Below are 16,080 nucleotides of genomic sequence, written 5' to 3'. Positions count from 1 at the left end.
GATAAAAGCAGCGCTGATTCGCCGGACTTAAAAACTGCGAACAATATCGGCCCAACGCCCTTGCGCTTTAAGAATCAACTCAATCAGTTCGCGTACCGCGCCTCGTCCGCCGGGTGCATGTGTGACATAGTTGGCCGCTTCTCGCAGTTCGGCGGCGGCGTCTTGAACCGCGACACCAAGTCCGGCCATGCGAACCACCGGCAGATCGGGCAAATCGTCGCCGATGTAAGCCAATTGCTGGCTCGTCAGGCCAAACTGCTCTAGCAGATCGTTGGCGACCGACAGTTTGTCTTCGATCCCTTGTCGTACGACATCGATACCGAGTTCGGACGAGCGCAAGCGGACGGTCTGCGAATTTCGCCCGGTGATAATCCCGAAGCGAAAGCCTGCTTTTCGCCAAACTTTAACGCCTAGTCCGTCGCGAATGTGGTACTGCTTCGCTTCGATTCCCTCGTTGTCTAGCAGGACGCCGCCGTCGGTCAGCACGCCGTCTACGTCCGAGACAATCAGCTCAATGGATTTGCAGCGTTCTTCCAGTTTCATCTACGCATTACTTCCGTTCTGGTTCGGAAAGGGGACGGTCCATGGGGGTTCTGGTTCATCCGGCGTCGTTTCGCCGTCACTCTTGGTCTGAGTCAAGTCGACCAAGTCGGTGATATCCAGCATGCCGATCGGTTCGCCTGATGTGTTGATGACCGGCAACTCGCTAATTTTGGACTTTGCGATCGCGGTCAGCGCCTCTTGCACACGGACGCCGCAAGTTACTGTTTTGGGGGAGACAGTCATCACGCTCGAAATGGGGTGATCCAGCAATTCGGTGCGACCCGTCTCAAAAATACGAGCCAGATCACTATCGGTGAACAGGCCTGTCAATTTGCCTTGTTCGTCGATTAGCATGATGGCCCCGGTGCGCCGACCAGGTCGGCAGGCGCGTACAAACACGTCGCGCACTCGCTGATCTCCGCTGGCAATGCGACATTCGGAGAGCGGTCGCATCACTTCTTCGACCAGCGCCAGCTTGCGGCCCAGGCTGCCGCCCGGATGATACCGAGCAAAATCTTCAGGACGGAAACCGCGGCGCCAACTGCAAGTCAGCGCCAGTGCGTCGCCGATGGCCAACATCGCGGCAGTACTGGTGCTGGGCGCCAGACGATTGGCGCCGGCTTCGACGATCGGACCCAACGGCAATACGACCTTTGCTGCGCGAGCGAGCGTGTTAGTTTCGTGGGCGGTGACTGCTACGATTTGGGCGCCCAAGGACTTCAGCGATGGGAGCAACCGCACTATTTCTTCGGTTTCACCGCTTTGCGAAAATGCCAAGACGATGTCATTTTCGTCCACACGGCCGAGGTCGCCGTGAATCGCTTCGGCTGGATGGAGGAAATGGCTAGGAGTTCCGGTCGATGCAAACGTCGCCGCTATTTTTTGGCCAATCAGTCCAGCTTTGCCCATCCCAGTCACGATGATGTCGCCGGGACATTGCATCACTAAGTCAAGCGCCAGGCAAAAGCGGGCGTCAAGCCGCTCGGCGATCCCCGCCAGCGCGTCTGCTTCTTGTTGGACAATAGTTCGACCAAACCGCAAGATTTCGTCGTGCGGAGTCTCGGCTATCAGTCGTAGGGCGGCGCCATCCATGGCAATTTCCCAACGAGTTAAAGGATTTTTTAGAATTCTTCCGCAACTTGCGCGGAGGTGAGCGGGTTGATTCTAGGGAGGTTTCGCGAACAGAGCAACGTCGAAGCGTGTCTCAATAAGAGACGTTTTTCTCATTTCGAGTCGCATCCCAGCGATTTACTAACCATAATTAACGGAGTTACTGCTAAATTCCTCCGAATTGGAAGAATTGGCCCGAATTTCGCAACGCGAGTGCTGTTTGCAGCGTCCTAACTCTAGCGGCTAGACGTCTGTCACCTGAACATCCAGCTTGATACTGTACACCCGGCGCCGGCTTGCGAAGGATCGTAAAGGGGGGAAGCCCCCCGGCGCCATGAGGTTGCCTCCAAAGCGCAATGACCCTACCGATGATCGGCGGGGAGAGGTTGAAGAAAACGATGGTAACACTCTCTCGACTCGGTCCTTTCGCGCTAGAGAACCGTCTTGACCGTCGCCATGACACCGAGATCTTTCGGGCCGTCCATTTGAAACAGCATCGCCAAGCGGCGATTCAAATCTTGCCGGCCCGGTATGCGGCCGATCCCGTGGGCCGCAAGCAATTGCAGGCTCGTAGCGAACTGCTTCGCAAGCTAAATCATCCGAATATTGTCCGTTGCTATGGTGCAGGCATCGACGAATCGACTGCATTTTTGGCGATGGAGTTAGTCGAAGGGGAATCGCTCGCGCAGTACATGGATGACCGGATGTCGCTGCTGTGGGGTGTCGCCCTCGACATTGCCCAGCAGATCTGCGCTGCGATGGAATTTGCACATTCGCGCGGCGTCTGTCATTTGCGTCTCAATCCCTGTTGCGTGCTATTGGCCGGCGAAGGCTTGAAGCATCCCGATCTGCCGCTAGAAGTAAAGCTGACCAATTTTTGGGCCGGCGTCGCTTGGCGGAAAGAACCGATGGCCGAGCCGACTCTCGAAAACCAGCAATATCTCGCGCCAGAGCAGTATGATTCGCAAGCGAATTTGGATGCACGCACCGACATTTTCTCGTTGGGATGTATTCTCTATCGCTCCTTGTCAGGGAAATTTCCGTTTCCCCTTGCTGAAGGCGAAGCAAGCGGCTCTGTCGATCGATTCACGATCCAGCCTCCGCGTGTGGCGACTTTGGCCCTTGATTGCCCGATCTGGCTTGATCGTATCATCATGCAAATGATCGAGCTGGATCCTGCGAAGCGAATCGCTTCGATGGAAGCGGTCGCATCCGCGCTGCGCGAAACCCGCTCGGCCGTCGCGGCCGGAACAAGCTCGCTAGAACATGCGGTCGTCGGCAACGCCGGACGCAACAGCAATATCGAAACCGGCGTCGCCAAAGCGGACGCCAAACGCTTGCTTAAGCAAAAGCCGGTTCGCGGCCCATTGGGCCCGGTCTACGAACGCCCCTGGTTTTTGCTGATTTGCTTACTGTTTGTCATTGGTGCAATTGGTTTTGCCTTTCTGCCGATGTCTGAACAGCAGCTGTATACTCGCGGTGCGGCGCTGATGAAATCCGAAAACGAGACCGACTGGAAGCAGGCCGAAGAAACCTACTTATTGCCGCTAATCCAAAAATACCCCAATAGCGAACATGCCGCAGAAGCTCAAGCGTTTGTCGATCAGATCTGGATCAAAAACGCTGAGGCGCGATTGCGAAATAAAGAGCGCAGCGGGCGAGACTACAGCAGCACCGGTGAAGAAAAGCTCGCAGCGGCTCGCAACTTAGAAAAGCTCGGCAGTCATTTAGGCGCCTGGGCTCATTACGAAACGATGGTTGCGCAGCTTCATCCTTCGTCACAGGAAGAACGTCCTTACTATCTGATCGCGAAACAAGAGCTGGAAGAGTTGCGTCAACGCAAAGTAGAAGGAGACGTGATGATCTCGTCGGTCAACGATTATCTGCTCCGTGCTCAGACGGCGATGGACAAAGGAGACAAGGCTCAAGCACGCTTGATCTATCACCGCATCCTCTCACTTTACGATCTGAATCCGCAGCTGAAAGAAGAGATTCAATCCGCTAAAGATGGATTGGCGCTACTTGGCCCTTCGTAGTCGCATCGATCGCTTGGTTCGTCGGTCGGGCAGCTGGGAGAAAAGTCAGTCTGGTTCGCCTTCTGCGAGCTTTCGCTGATCGTCTTAAACCCAACGCTTGGGGTCACCATCGATGATATTGCCCCCTGCTGGGGGTGTGTGAAACTATTGACTCCAAACCAACTAAGCGGACAATAGAGTTACCTACCTTCCGCTATGATTTTCTCACTTGATGCTGCTGACCCGCCTCTGTCTTGTGAGGATTGCAAAACCTTGCGATTCTCACCACCAAAGACCTGCCCATGCACTTCGTTTCTTTCCAATTCGCGTTTGGAGTTGGCGCGGTTCGCGTCGCGCTTTTTGCTGCGCTGCTGCTGCCAGCTTGCGCTATGCTTCAAGCGGCGGAAACGCCAAGCATCGACTTTGCCGCCGCACAAAAGTTGTTAGAGACGTCTTGTGCGGACTGTCACGGCGGAACCGAAGGGGAGGGGGGCTTTTCGCTGAGCAAGCTTGCGGATGCTGGCGCAGTTGGGCAGCATTATGACGAGTGGATGAAGTTGCGACAGCGTCTGGCCGATCACACCATGCCGCCAAATGACGTCGAACCGATGGACAACGTCGCACGGCTGCAACTGGTCGATTGGATCAAACAAGCGACGCGTGAAGCGATTCGCCAGCAAGGAGAATTGGCGGGACCACCCCTGTTTCGGCGGATGGCGGCTCACGAGTATTCCAACACGGTGCGTGATTTGTTGGGGATTCATTTCGACGCCGGGAATGGACTGCCGCAAGATCCCGCGGGAGGTGAAGGCTTTAACAATGCCAGCGAAACGCTGATCATCTCGCCGATCCATGCCGAGAAGTATGTCGAAGCGGCGACGGCGGCGCTCGATTACGCCGCACATGATTCTCGCGCACGACAACGCTTGTTGCGTCATCGACCCGACGCAAAAACGTCGGAACCGGAAGCGGCGAGGCGCAATTTAACAGAGTTCGCGCATCGCGCGTTTCGTCGACCTGCCGCCGAAGCGGAAATCGCCGCGATTGTCAAAACCTACGACGAAGCCCGAGCAGCGGGGCTCGATTTTGATTCGGCCTGTTTTTATGCGCTGCGCGGCGTGTTGATCTCTCCCAATTTTTTGTTCCTGATCGAAGACGCTCCGAGCGAGCCCAATAAATCGGTTCCGCTTTCTGATCATGAGCTGGCGTCGCGGCTGAGCTATTTTCTGTGGGCGACGATGCCAGATCCCAAGCTGCGCGAAGCGGCTGACGCCGGCAAGTTGCAAGATCCCGCCGAGTTGAAGCGTCAGGCCTTGCGAATGATCCAAGAGCGCGGGACCAATCTCAACGATTCGCTTACGCACTTTGTGGGGCAATGGTTGGGAACCGCTGACTTAGGACGCTCCAAGCAAATCGATCTAGAGTTGCATCCCAATTTGAAAGACGAGCAAGTCGCATCGTTGCGTGATCAGCCGGTCTACGTCTTTGAGTCCATGTTGAAAGAGAATAATAGTCTGATCAGTCTGATCGACGCCGATTGGACTTTTCTGAATACGGAACTCCGGTACCACTACTCGATTGACGGCAGCAAGCTTCAAGGAGATTTGAACCAGCGATTGCAACGCTATGCACTGCCAGAGGAATATCGCAATCGCGGCGGCCTGCTTGGGCAAGGAGGAGTGCTGGCCGTCGCATCGTATCCGCGTCGCAGCAGTCCAGTGCTGCGTGGAGTCTGGGTATTGGACAAAATGTTGGGGGTCGAACTGCCTCCTCCGCCACCCAACATTCCCCCCTTGGAAGAATCCAAAACAGTTGCCCACTCGCTGACACTGCGAGCTCGGTTAGAACAGCATCGCGCCAATCCGTCGTGCGCGACTTGCCACGATCGCATCGATCCGATCGGTTTCGCCCTCGAGAACTTTAACGAGGTGGGGCACTGGCGCGACAGCGATGACGGCGGCAAGATTGATGCGGTCGCGGTTTTGCCCGATGGCACGCAAATTGACGGCCAAGCCGGCCTCAAGCAGTACCTGCTCGAAAATAAAGAGCAGTTCGTCCGACACTTGACCCAAAAGATGCTGGGCTACGCTTTGGCTCGCGGACTACAAGCGAGCGATGTTGCAACCGTTGAGTCGATCATCGAGCGACTTCAGGCCAACGACTATCATTCCCAAGAATTGGTGCTCGCGATCGTAACAAGCGAGCCCTTTCGTCATAAGAGAATTTCCCCATGAAGACGCCCAAGATAACTCGTCGAACCGTGTTGCGTGGGGCCGGAGCCGCTTTGGCGTTGCCTTGGCTCGAAGCGATGAGCGGTGCACATGCCGGCAGTGATCCGGCGGCGGACAGTCCGCGCCGCTTTGCCGCTCTCTTCTTTCCGAACGGCGTGCGCCAAGAAGTTTGGACGCCGGCAGAGACCGGCCTAGGCTACTCGCTGCCGCGCCAGTTAGAGCCGTTGGCCAGTGTGAAAGACGACGTCTCGGTCATCTCTGGCTTATGGAACCAAGCTTGTAAAGCTGGCGATGGTCACTATGTGAAAGACGCCGCCTGGCTGACCGGCACGACAATCACCAAGACGACCGGCGTTAATCTCAACAGCGGCGGACGATCAGCCGATCAAATCGCCGCCGATCTGTTGGGCAAATACACGCCGCTGCCGTCGATGGAATTAGGGACCGAACCAGTTAGCTCTGGGGTCGATGGCACCGTCGGCTATACCCGCGTCTATGGCGCGCACATCGCTTGGCGGACGCCGACTCAACCGCTCGCCAAAGAGATCAATCCACGTCTCGCGTTTGATCGTATGACGTTGATTGCCAACGGCAAAGCGGACGGGCATTCAAATCGCCCGCTCTTGGATCGCGTCAGCGCCGAGGCCAACGCGCTGCGTAACAAACTTGGGAGCAACGATCGGCATCGCTTGGAGCAATATCTAGAGTCGGTCCGCTCGCTGGAGAAGCGGTTAGAGATGATCGAATCCCCCTCGCAAAACTCGTGGCGATCCAAGGTCGACTTCTCCAGTCGGACGGCGCCGGCCAATGATCCCAAGGACCATGCCGAGCGAACTCGGCTGATGCTCGACATGATCGCGTTGTCGTTTGAAGCCGATATTACGCGTGTCTGTACGTTTATGTTTGGCAACTCCGTTAGTTCGATCAACTTCTCATTTTTGGACGGAGTCGAAGGATCACATCACGAGCTGTCGCATCATCAAGGCAAAGAAGCCAATTTGGCGCAGTACGAGCTAATCGCCAAATGGCACGTCGCCCAGTATGTCTATCTGTTGGAAAAGCTGCGGGCCCTGCCAGAAGGAGAAGGGAACGTACTCGACAGCAGCGCCATTTTGTTTGGTTCGGCATTGCGTGACGGCAATTCGCATAGCCCCCATGATCTGCCGCTGTTGGTGGGCGGCAAGGCCGGCGGTCGCTTGCAGCAAGGGCAACACATCGCCGCGACCCGCGATAATCCGATGGCCAACTTGCTGCTGACCATGCTTCAGGCAGTCGGATCGCCGGCCAAGCACTTTGCCGATTCCTCTGGCCCGATTGAGCAACTTTTGGCGTAATCCTGGTTAATGACTGGGGATTGTCCGGCGTCTACGCTAAAGTGAACATCCAAGCTTGTCGCACTACGTCAGTAACTTTCGGCGTTTTGCGGCATCTAGTTTGAATTCGCCCTTAGTCGACCTGGAGGGAATTCCTGATGTCAAATGTGATTCATGCTTACGCCGCTTCTTCGTCTGGAGCTGCACTCGAACCGTTTGAGTACGATCCTGGTCCGCTGCTTGACAATCAGGTCGAAGTCGCCGTCACCCATTGCGGGATCTGCCACTCTGACTTGTCGATGCTCGATAACGATTGGGGAATGACGACTTACCCATTCGTCCCAGGTCATGAAGCCTCGGGAGTTGTGAGCGCGATCGGCTCGCAGGTCAAAGGGTTAAGTATCGGCCAGCGCGTCGGCGTCGGTTGGCAATCAGGCAGTTGCATGTCGTGCCCACAGTGCATGGGAGGCGATCATAACTTGTGTTCTCAATCGTCGGCGACGATTGTTGGTCGTCACGGCGGCTTCGCCGACCGCGTTCGCTGCGATTGGCAGTTCGCCGTACCGCTTCCCGATTCGTTGGATGCGGTGGATGTGGGCCCCCTGTTTTGCGGCGGCGTGACGGTCTTTAATCCGATGTTGCAATACGGCTTGCTGCCGCTGCATCGAATCGGCGTAATCGGGATCGGCGGTCTGGGCCACATGGCGCTGCAGTTCGCCAACAAATGGGGCTGTGAAGTAACGGCGTTCACCTCCAGCGATTCGAAGCGTGACGAAGCGTTGAAATTGGGCGCGCATCATGTCGTCAATTCACGTGATTCGGATGCGATGGCGAAGCTATCCGGATCGCTCGATTATGTCCTCTCGACCGTCAACGTGGCGCTCGATTGGCCGGTGATCTTAAATACGCTGAAGCCCAAGGGCAATCTGATGATTGTCGGCGCCGTTCTCGAGCCAATTCCGGTTCCGGCGATGTCTCTGATCGGAGCCCAGCGAGCGGTCAGCGGATCGCCGATCGGCAGTCCCGCAACCATCGCCAAGATGCTCGATTTTTGCGCACGTCACCAGATCGCACCGCAGACCGAGATATTTCCGATGTCCAAGGTGAATGAGGCGATGCAGCATTTGAAGGCCGGCAAAGCGCGTTACCGCATCGTGCTCGAAAACGATATCGCGTCGTAACGCCAGCTATCCACAAGTTATCCCCCAATCCGTGTGAAAATAGCCCAAAATCACACGGTTGCTTCACGGTTTGCTAACTTGCAGCGCATAAAAAACGGATGTCGTCGGGACTGCATTCCGGCGACATCCGCTAATTTTTGCGTGGCATGCTCGAGGCGTCGTTTCCCCAGTTGACCCTTACGGATCGAAAAACGCGTACGTTCTCATTCACGCTTGACGAACTTGTTGGATCGGGACGTCCACCCAAAATTCCGTTACGAGCATCCCAAGCTATTCCCGCAGTTACGGCAGACGTAACAGGTTCCGCTAGGAACCGTCAAACCGCCGCAACGATCACAAATAGGAGCGTCTGAAGGCGACTCCGCGCTGGGCCTAATGATCGGCGGTCGACTTGCGACCTTCGATCGATTGACGAGCCACGTTTCGCCCCCCATTGTCTTGGCTGATTCCTGGTCAACTTGCGGCGCCGTCATTGTCCCATCCACTGGGTCGGCATCCGCTTTCCTTGCCCTCGGGTACAACGCCGGCATCTCCGTGTCCGACGCGATATCGCTCCTATCGGCCGTTCCCTGACCATGTTGACCGACGTTCATCCCGACGCCGGACCACTGCTGCAAACCATGCTTCGCTTGTGACTCATCAACCGTTTGGATTGAAGAGTCCTCACGCTTCGTTGTTACGAAGTCGTTACCATACCCACTTCGAAATCGTTTGGCTAGCCATTGAAAGATGTAATCCACAACGCTTGCGGCAATTGGCGTTTCACGATCCGAGGTGATCCCCATCGGTTCAAATCGAACGTGCGAATACTTGCTGATTAACACATCCAGCGGCACGCCGTATTGCAGCGCGATCGAGCACGCAATGCCAAAACAATCAATCAACCCGCCGATCGTGCTTCCTTCTTTCGCCATCGTAATAAACAGTTCGCCTGGACGACCATCGGGATAAAGACCGACCGTCAAATAACCTTCATGGCCCGCGACGTTAAACTTGTGCGTCAGCGAACTGCGCGTATCAGGCAAACGCTCACGTTGGGGACGCGCAGCATTCGCTGCAGTTGCTGATTTTACAACGCTGCTGCGAAGCGGTTGGCTTTGTTTTGAGTTGTCGCGATAGATCGAAAGTGACTTCAAGCCCAGCTTCCAACCCCACATATACGCTTCCGCAATCTCGCCAGGCGTCGCCGCCTGCGGCATGTTCACCGTCTTGGAGATCGCCCCCGATAAAAACGGCTGCGCGGCGGCCATCATCTGCACATGCGCTTGCCACGAGATCGATCGTCCGCCGGGTTCCGCCGGAAACGCGCAGTCAAACGTCGGCAGGTCGCTCTCGCGCAAGTGCGGCGCATCGGTCAGCGATCCGGTTCGGGCTAAATGCTCGGCGATTTCGTCGATTTGCAACGCCGAATAACCAAGTTTCTCAAGCCCCAGTTTTACCGTGCGATTGGCGATTTGCAGCGAACCGCCGCCGGCCAGACGCTTGGTTTTAACCAGTGCCAACTCGGGCTCAATGCCGGTCGTATCGCAGTCCATAAAAAAGCTGATCGTACCGGTCGGCGCCAAGACCGTCGCTTGAGCATTGCGAAAGCCGTCGCGCTGACCGGCGATCTGCACGCGACCCCATAAATCCCGAGCAAACGCTAGCAAATCGGCCGGAGCGTGCTGCACTTCTTCTAGTGCTGCAGCATGCTTTTCGATCACCACCAACATCGATTTTCGGTTTTCGGCGAAGCCTGCGAACGCTCCGCGCGAAGCGGCAATTTCGCTGCTGGTCCGCAGCGCCGCGCCATGCAAAATTGCGGTAATCGCTGCGCACGTTCCGCAGGCCGCATCGCTGTCGTACGGCAAGCCGCCGGCCAACAACAGCGAACCAAGATTCGTATAGCCCAAACCAATCGGGCGAAAGCGATGGCTCTGCTCGGCGATCCGGGCTGTGGGGTAGCCTGCTCGATCGACCAAGATCTCTTGCGCCAAAAATAGCAAGCGACAAGCGGCGGCGAACCGCGGCGCATCAAGCGTTCCATTCGCCGCGCGAAAACGCATCAGATTCAGACTCGCCAGATTACAAGCCGAGTCATCCAAAAACATATACTCCGAGCAAGGATTGCTCGCGTTGATTCGTCCTGACTGCGGACAAGTATGCCAAGCGTTGATCGTCGTATCGTACTGCACGCCGGGGTCGCCACAATGCCAGGCCGATTCGGCCATTTGCGTCAGCAGTTCGCGCGCCGGATAGTGCGGGCCTTCGCGCTCGGGCTGGGTCACCCAGTGCGTTGTCCAGGTCTGGTCCTGTTCGACCGCAGTCATAAACGCGTCGCTAACGCGGACCGAGAGATTGGCGTTTTGAAACAGGATCGAGTTATACGCTTCGCCGTTGAAGTCGGCGTCATAACCGCCATGCTCGATCAAGATGCGGGCCTTCGCTTCTTCTTTGGCTTTGCACTGAATAAAGTCGAGGATGTCGGGATGCTCGATCTTCAGCGATTGCATCTTCGCCGCGCGGCGGGTCTTGCCGCCAGACTTGACGACGCCTGCGACTTGGTCGTAGACCCGCATGAACGACAGCGGCCCCGAAGGCTTGCCGCCGCCAGAGAGAATCTCGCGCCGCGAACGCAATGTTGAGAGATCGGAGCCAGACCCGCTGCCGTATTTGAACAACAGCGCTTCGGACGCGGCCAACGACATGATCGATTGCATGTCATCCTGCACCCCTTGGATGAAGCAGGCCGATGCTTGTGGATAAGCATACGCGTCGGCATCACAGGTTGCTTGGTCGGCGGCTGGATTCCAGCGCCAGACATTACGATCACCGCTAACTCCATAAGCGGCATGCAGCCCCACATTAAACCACACCGGCGAGTTGAACGCCGCCGCCTGATCCAGACAAAGCCAGACCAAGTCGCGATAGAAGATTTCGCTCCCTGCCGGTGTAAGATATCCATCAGCTACGCCCCAGTCCGCGATCGTGCGCACGACCCGCTCGACCAATTGCCGCAAACTATTTTCCCGGGCAGCGGTTCCTTGCTCGCCAAAGAAGTATTTACTCGCGACAATGTTGACGGCCGTTTGGCTCCAGTGTTCGGGAAACTCAACGCCCGCCTGCTCAAACACGATTTCGCCGTCCGCCGCCTGAATCAGCGCATCGCGACGACTCCACGCAAACGCGTTGTAAGGCGAGTCGACATCGACCGGGCAGAACGACGGAGTGACCTGCAGCGGCGTGGGAACCGGGGCTTCTGAATGAGCAGATTGGGGCTGAGGTTGGCGAATCATAGATAACTCCAGTTTCAATATATGGTGCCTGGGGTTTGCCGGCAACACAATATGTGGTGATTCTGGGGACGGATTGCGGCAAGTCTTGACTGTCTGGGTAAGCGGGGAAAGTGTGTCAAACCAATCGACGACAGACATATCGGCGGCTGGGGATCGGTTAAGGGGGTTAGCAGATCGCGGTCCGCAGCGTCTTGCGTCGTGGCGATACTTTGCGTCGATCTCTGCGATGGCGGTGATCTGGGGTTTGTTGTTGTGGATCGCTTGGGATGGGAAGCCCGGGCTAATTCTCGCGATCTTGATGGTCTATTCGGCGCCGTTTGCCGCGATCAGTCAATTGGCGCTGCTGGTCACTCTGCCGTTGCTATCGTCGGTGATTCGTGTGCCGATTAGTTTGGCGTTGTTGTCGGTCGTCGTCTGTCTCACGCTCTTCTATTTTGAGCTCTTCAGCTCAGGCGAACTTCCGCTTTGGTTGACGTTGATCGTATTTCAGTTTGCGCTGGTCGTGATTGCTGGCCTAGTTGCTGCACGCATCAGCATTGTGCGTTCTAGCGGCTGGCCTCATTTTTCGCTCTGGACATTGATTTTGACGGTCACGGTCGTTTGCGTCAGTTTGGGATTAGTGCGCGCGATTGCCGCGGTGCTGGGGATCCGTGGAGATAGTTTTATCGCCAGTCGCGTGTTGAGTTTTCTGTCGTACGCATTGATCAACGCGACCGCCGCCATCGGACCCTTAACGGCGCTGGCGACTCGCCGAGTCTTGTTTCGAATGTTGTTGCTGATCGCCGGCGTGCCGCAGGCTGTCCTACTTTCGCTGGCGATTGTGGCTTTGTATCAGTGGGCGATACCAGCAGGAGAATCGCTGAACTTCACCGAGGTGGCGATCTTTTCCGGTATTCAAGCGATTGCCGTTTCGTTGAGCATGTTGCCGATCTTCCTGGCCCCGGCAATCTCAGCGACAAGCGCGCGTATAGATCCGCCCCCAGCCAGCGTGTTACAACAAGAACCATGACCAGCATCGACCTTGCCGCCTCCGAGCAGAAGCCAGACCAACGGTCGTCGCAAGTCGACGATTCTTCGCCCACGATAACGTCTCAATTATGCTGGGGGCTCTTTCTGCAGTTGTTGGCGATTGGGTTGCTCGCCATCGCTGCGGTCGGGATTCATTTTGAAGGCAATGCTGATCAGCGAATGTGGTTTGCCGCGGTGAGTTCTTTGGCCAACTTTAGCGGCGCCGTGCTGGTGCTGCCGGAACTATCTCGTTGGTGGCGCTGCGGAATCAGCGGCGTTGCTTTCGTTGGGGCAATTGCAGTGATCTGCTTGGCCACGCTTATTGAAGAGGGGATGATTTTCCCCCACGATTTGATCAGCGTTGTTGTTCCACTTTTCTTACAAGCTGCGATCGTGGTGGTATTGGGGACCGCGATTCGAGTCGGTGTTTTCTTTCTTCGTCGCCCACGACCTGTGGCGCACGCTCATTTTTCGTTGCGAACGCTGATGCTAATCATTTCAGGCATCGCTTTACTGCTGGGATGTGCGCGCCTTATTTTTCCGGCAATGGGATGGGACAGTCCTGAAACGATCCTCTACTGGATGTTGCTCTTTTCGATCGTTTCTGGGGGAGGCGCGATTGCGGGAATTATTCCTTGGGCGGCGACCTGTTGGCAGTCGCGTCGGATTCGCGGGGGGATTGTGCTTGCCGGGATTCTTCTGATCCCCGGCATCGCATTTATCTGTAGCTTCTTACTCGATTATGCAACCGGAGGAGCCTCCCCGCTGACGACGTTTACTTGGAGCTTCTATCTAGAGATTCAGACGGTGCTCACGACCGTGGGATTGGGGCCACTGCTCTTCGGCGGCCGCAGCGCTGCGTCGCCCGCAATTTCCTGGAACCGCCGCTATGCGATTGCGATCTGTTTGCCGATGATCAGTACTGCCGTCGCCTTTGGGATGGTCGACGATTCGAAACTGGGCGACTACGACTATTTTCCGTTGTCAGAGAGTTTGGCGATAGCGACGATCAGCATTCTAGCGATCGTGATGACGATGAATACCGGCAATGGTTGGGTTCGCGTGCCGGTTTGTCTGGGGTTATTCGTCGGGGGAACGTTGGGGTACGCGTGGATGAGCTTTACGAATGCTGAAGGCGGCAGGGTAGAGCTTTGGCTGGCGATGGCGCTATTGCAGTTTTTCGTGGTGTCGGCGATTCATCACGGCATTCGCGTATGGCTCCGCAATGAGCCTGTGAGTGACCAGCGTTTTCGCTTACGAGTTTGGACGGCAATTTTAGCCTTCGTCTTATGGCTGGGCGGTTACTTGGTGCTGGAGGATGCTTGGACTCTGTTCAATGCCCGCATCGTCCTGCTGGGCGCGGCTGCCGCAATCTTGCCGATGATTGCGCTCAACGCACATTCACCGCACATCCGCCGCTGGGCATTGTTCGCAACGTTACCAGCGGCGATCGTGTTGATCCTGACGTACTATGGGGCCATGGTCAGTGCTAGTGAAGTATTGATCTATCGTGGACGCGCCGACGCGAAAATGGTCGCGGCCGCAATCTCTGGCCAAACGGTGATTCTGACAATCGCGATATTGCCGCTGATCTTTTTGCCGAAGGGGAAGAGGGTGAGAGGAGCCCGGAAATGAATAGCCAACAGGAAGAAGCATGAATTTGACAGATGCGGCGGTGGGCGAAGCGAACGCTAATAAAATAGCGGTCGGCACGTCGTGGTGGTCCACGTCGATAACGCTACGATTTTTTGGCTCGTTGTTGCTTTTGTTTACTGGGGTCATCGTTGTTTGGGTTGCTTGCAATCTACTGATTGCGATTTACGACCAAGGAGGACCGCCGCGGCTCTATCCTAGGGAGCCGAGTTGGATCGCTGAATTCGCAAAAATGATGGGGATCGTGAGCAGGCGAACACCAATCACTTGGGCGGCAATTTTATTGGTGCTGCCGATCGGCAAGTTTTATATCCGGGTGCCTTTCTGTTTGCTGCTGGCGGTCGTGACCGGCATGATGGTAAAAACGACTGATCCTTGGAACATCCCGTTTGGGGCTGACGGACGGGTGGTAAACGCTACCAACCTCGCGACTCAATTTGCAGTTGTATTGCTTGCGACATTGATCGGAAGGTTCTGTGTTTTTACGCCGTCAGCAAGTCGGAGAACCGACTGGCGAAACTATTCGTTGCGAGGAATATTTGTGGTGACATTTTGCGTCGCCTGCTATCTGGGCGTCGCGAAGGCGAACGCGCTCGTCGCCGAGCAAGCTCTATCCGAGTTGGACGGGATGAACGTAATGGGCCAAATGATGGCATCCTCTTTCGTCATTTGGAACAGTCTGATGAGTTTGCTCTCCGCCTCTGCACTGGTTTTCATGTTTTTCCGCCGTGATGTCACCGCCAATCGTTTCGTCATCTTCGCTGCTTTGATTGTTTGGCCACTGGTTGCTTTTGCTCTAACGTATCTCGCGTACAGAGGCATTGGAAATCTGCTAATTCTTAAATGGCCATTGGTTTTGGTTGCGATCGAAGTCCAAACGGTGATTCTGGTCGTCAGTTGGTTACCGCTGATCTACATGCCACCCAATGTGAACAAAAATATCTCAAGCGCCGTCGACGAAGGCTGCGAGGAACTGGAGGCATGAGGCAAAGCGAGCAATCATTTCGACAGGATCCCTCTCGCGCGTTTCGTTGGCGCGATCGACTAGCTTTGCCGACAGCACGGTGCATGCTCTCGCTCGGTTTATTGCTAAGCATTTCCCCGGTCTATTGGGGGCTGGGAGCGATCCTGCAAGCGTACGTTGGAGATGCGACCCCCGGTGCCCCAACTCTTTCGTAGGCTCTAGCGGCGATGTTTTTTGTAAAGCATTGGCCGAGAGAATTTTATTTAGCTTGGCTTGCGATCGTCATCGTGCTTCCAATCGGTTCGGCCGCTGTGCGAGTGCCGCTTTGCGTCGTTGCAATGGCCGGAGTCATATCGGTGTTCGCCTACAGGTGGATTAATTCAGCCAACGCTCAATATTTAAGTCCCATCCCGGCAGTTCTGCAAATCCTGCTTGGAGTCGCTTGCATCTCGCTTTTGACTGGGATCGCGCGAGGATTCGCTCGGCTCTACTTTGGTGGCTCACAATTCTCGATGCGAACGCTATTCCTCGTGGTTACTGCCGCAGCCGGCTTGCTGGGATCGTTCGCTTTCTCGGAATCACGGATGCGTGGTTCAGCGAGATGCTCTCAGCTTCAGGACAACTTTTTGGGATTGCCTATCATCTGGTTCGACAAATCACAATCATGTGGGGTGTCATCGCAGCGGTGGCGTTTGCCGGAACCCGAATTGGCTGGATTATCTGGTGGTCGTCTGTGCCGATAACTCTGGTAGGCGCGACAATTCTCCATCGGCTAACCGAAAGCTAT

10 protein-coding genes are annotated in these 16,080 nt (G+C 55.9%); 7 read left to right on the top strand and 3 right to left on the bottom strand.

All coding sequences use genetic code 11. The features are described from left to right. Positions 1-27: 27 nt before the first annotated feature. Both SH421x_RS23035 and SH421x_RS23030 read right to left on the bottom strand, forming a co-directional pair. Positions 28-543: a KdsC family phosphatase gene (locus SH421x_RS23035; protein WP_488852366.1), complete on the bottom strand. Its 516-nt coding sequence runs from the start codon at positions 541-543 to the stop codon at positions 28-30. Beyond that, entirely contained in the window at positions 544-1,635 is a 1,092-nt protein-coding gene (locus SH421x_RS23030) for a KpsF/GutQ family sugar-phosphate isomerase (protein ID WP_488852365.1), read from the bottom strand. It lies immediately after the preceding gene. Positions 1,636-2,051: 416 nt separating this feature from the next. On the opposite strand from SH421x_RS23030, the gene SH421x_RS23025 reads away from it, so the two are divergent. The 4 genes from SH421x_RS23025 to ahr all read left to right on the top strand — a co-directional run bounded on the left by SH421x_RS23025 (position 2,052) and on the right by ahr (position 8,393). Next, positions 2,052-3,689 (top strand): serine/threonine-protein kinase, encoded by a 1,638-nt coding sequence (locus SH421x_RS23025; protein ID WP_488852364.1) that lies wholly within the window; start codon positions 2,052-2,054, stop codon positions 3,687-3,689. A gap of 281 nt (positions 3,690-3,970) precedes the next feature. Continuing rightward, a complete protein-coding gene (locus tag SH421x_RS23020) occupies positions 3,971-5,902 on the top strand; it encodes a DUF1588 domain-containing protein (protein ID WP_488852363.1) in 1,932 nt (643 codons plus the stop codon). Further along, positions 5,899-7,233, top strand: coding sequence for a DUF1552 domain-containing protein (locus SH421x_RS23015; RefSeq protein ID WP_488852362.1), 1,335 nt, complete (start codon positions 5,899-5,901; stop codon positions 7,231-7,233). Before SH421x_RS23020 ends, SH421x_RS23015 begins: the two co-directional genes overlap by 4 nt. 137 nt (positions 7,234-7,370) lie before the next feature. Further along, positions 7,371-8,393 carry an NADPH-dependent aldehyde reductase Ahr gene (gene ahr, locus SH421x_RS23010; RefSeq protein ID WP_488852361.1) on the top strand — a complete coding sequence of 341 codons (1,023 nt, stop codon included), beginning with the start codon at positions 7,371-7,373 and terminating at the stop codon, positions 8,391-8,393. Between the two features lie 254 nt (positions 8,394-8,647). Here the strand turns inward: ahr and SH421x_RS23005 are convergent, their stop codons facing one another. Next, the gene (locus SH421x_RS23005; protein ID WP_488852360.1) at positions 8,648-11,668 is read right to left on the bottom strand and encodes a vitamin B12-dependent ribonucleotide reductase; all 3,021 of its coding nucleotides are present in this window, start codon (positions 11,666-11,668) and stop codon (positions 8,648-8,650) included. Between the two features lie 226 nt (positions 11,669-11,894). Between SH421x_RS23005 and SH421x_RS23000 the strand changes: the two genes are divergently transcribed. From SH421x_RS23000 to SH421x_RS22990, 3 genes are read left to right on the top strand one after another with little or no spacing between them, the layout of a single operon-like run. Beyond that, the gene (locus SH421x_RS23000) at positions 11,895-12,677 is read left to right on the top strand and encodes a hypothetical protein (protein WP_488852359.1); all 783 of its coding nucleotides are present in this window, start codon (positions 11,895-11,897) and stop codon (positions 12,675-12,677) included. Beyond that, positions 12,674-14,311, top strand: a complete 1,638-nt coding sequence (locus SH421x_RS22995; protein WP_488852358.1) for a hypothetical protein — start codon at positions 12,674-12,676, stop codon at positions 14,309-14,311. The genes SH421x_RS23000 and SH421x_RS22995 overlap by 4 nt, the downstream gene beginning before the upstream one ends. A gap of 19 nt (positions 14,312-14,330) precedes the next feature. Next, positions 14,331-15,314, top strand: coding sequence for a hypothetical protein (locus SH421x_RS22990; RefSeq protein ID WP_488852357.1), 984 nt, complete (start codon positions 14,331-14,333; stop codon positions 15,312-15,314). Positions 15,315-16,080 lie beyond the last annotated feature (766 nt).

This window comes from Blastopirellula sp. SH421, from assembly GCF_057808535.1.
This window is presented reverse-complemented; position numbering and strand designations above follow the sequence as displayed.

Coding starts and splice junctions, on each gene's coding strand:
- SH421x_RS23035 (WP_488852366.1), bottom strand. CDS start 543: ATGAAACTGGAAGAACGCTGCAAATCCATTGAGCTGATTGTCTCGGAC.
- SH421x_RS23025 (WP_488852364.1), top strand. CDS start 2,052: ATGGTAACACTCTCTCGACTCGGTCCTTTCGCGCTAGAGAACCGTCTT.
- SH421x_RS23005 (WP_488852360.1), bottom strand. CDS start 11,668: ATGATTCGCCAACCTCAGCCCCAATCTGCTCATTCAGAAGCCCCGGTT.
- SH421x_RS23030 (WP_488852365.1), bottom strand. CDS start 1,635: ATGGATGGCGCCGCCCTACGACTGATAGCCGAGACTCCGCACGACGAA.
- SH421x_RS23015 (WP_488852362.1), top strand. CDS start 5,899: ATGAAGACGCCCAAGATAACTCGTCGAACCGTGTTGCGTGGGGCCGGA.
- SH421x_RS22995 (WP_488852358.1), top strand. CDS start 12,674: ATGACCAGCATCGACCTTGCCGCCTCCGAGCAGAAGCCAGACCAACGG.
- SH421x_RS22990 (WP_488852357.1), top strand. CDS start 14,331: ATGAATTTGACAGATGCGGCGGTGGGCGAAGCGAACGCTAATAAAATA.
- SH421x_RS23020 (WP_488852363.1), top strand. CDS start 3,971: ATGCACTTCGTTTCTTTCCAATTCGCGTTTGGAGTTGGCGCGGTTCGC.
- SH421x_RS23000 (WP_488852359.1), top strand. CDS start 11,895: ATGGCGGTGATCTGGGGTTTGTTGTTGTGGATCGCTTGGGATGGGAAG.
- ahr (WP_488852361.1), top strand. CDS start 7,371: ATGTCAAATGTGATTCATGCTTACGCCGCTTCTTCGTCTGGAGCTGCA.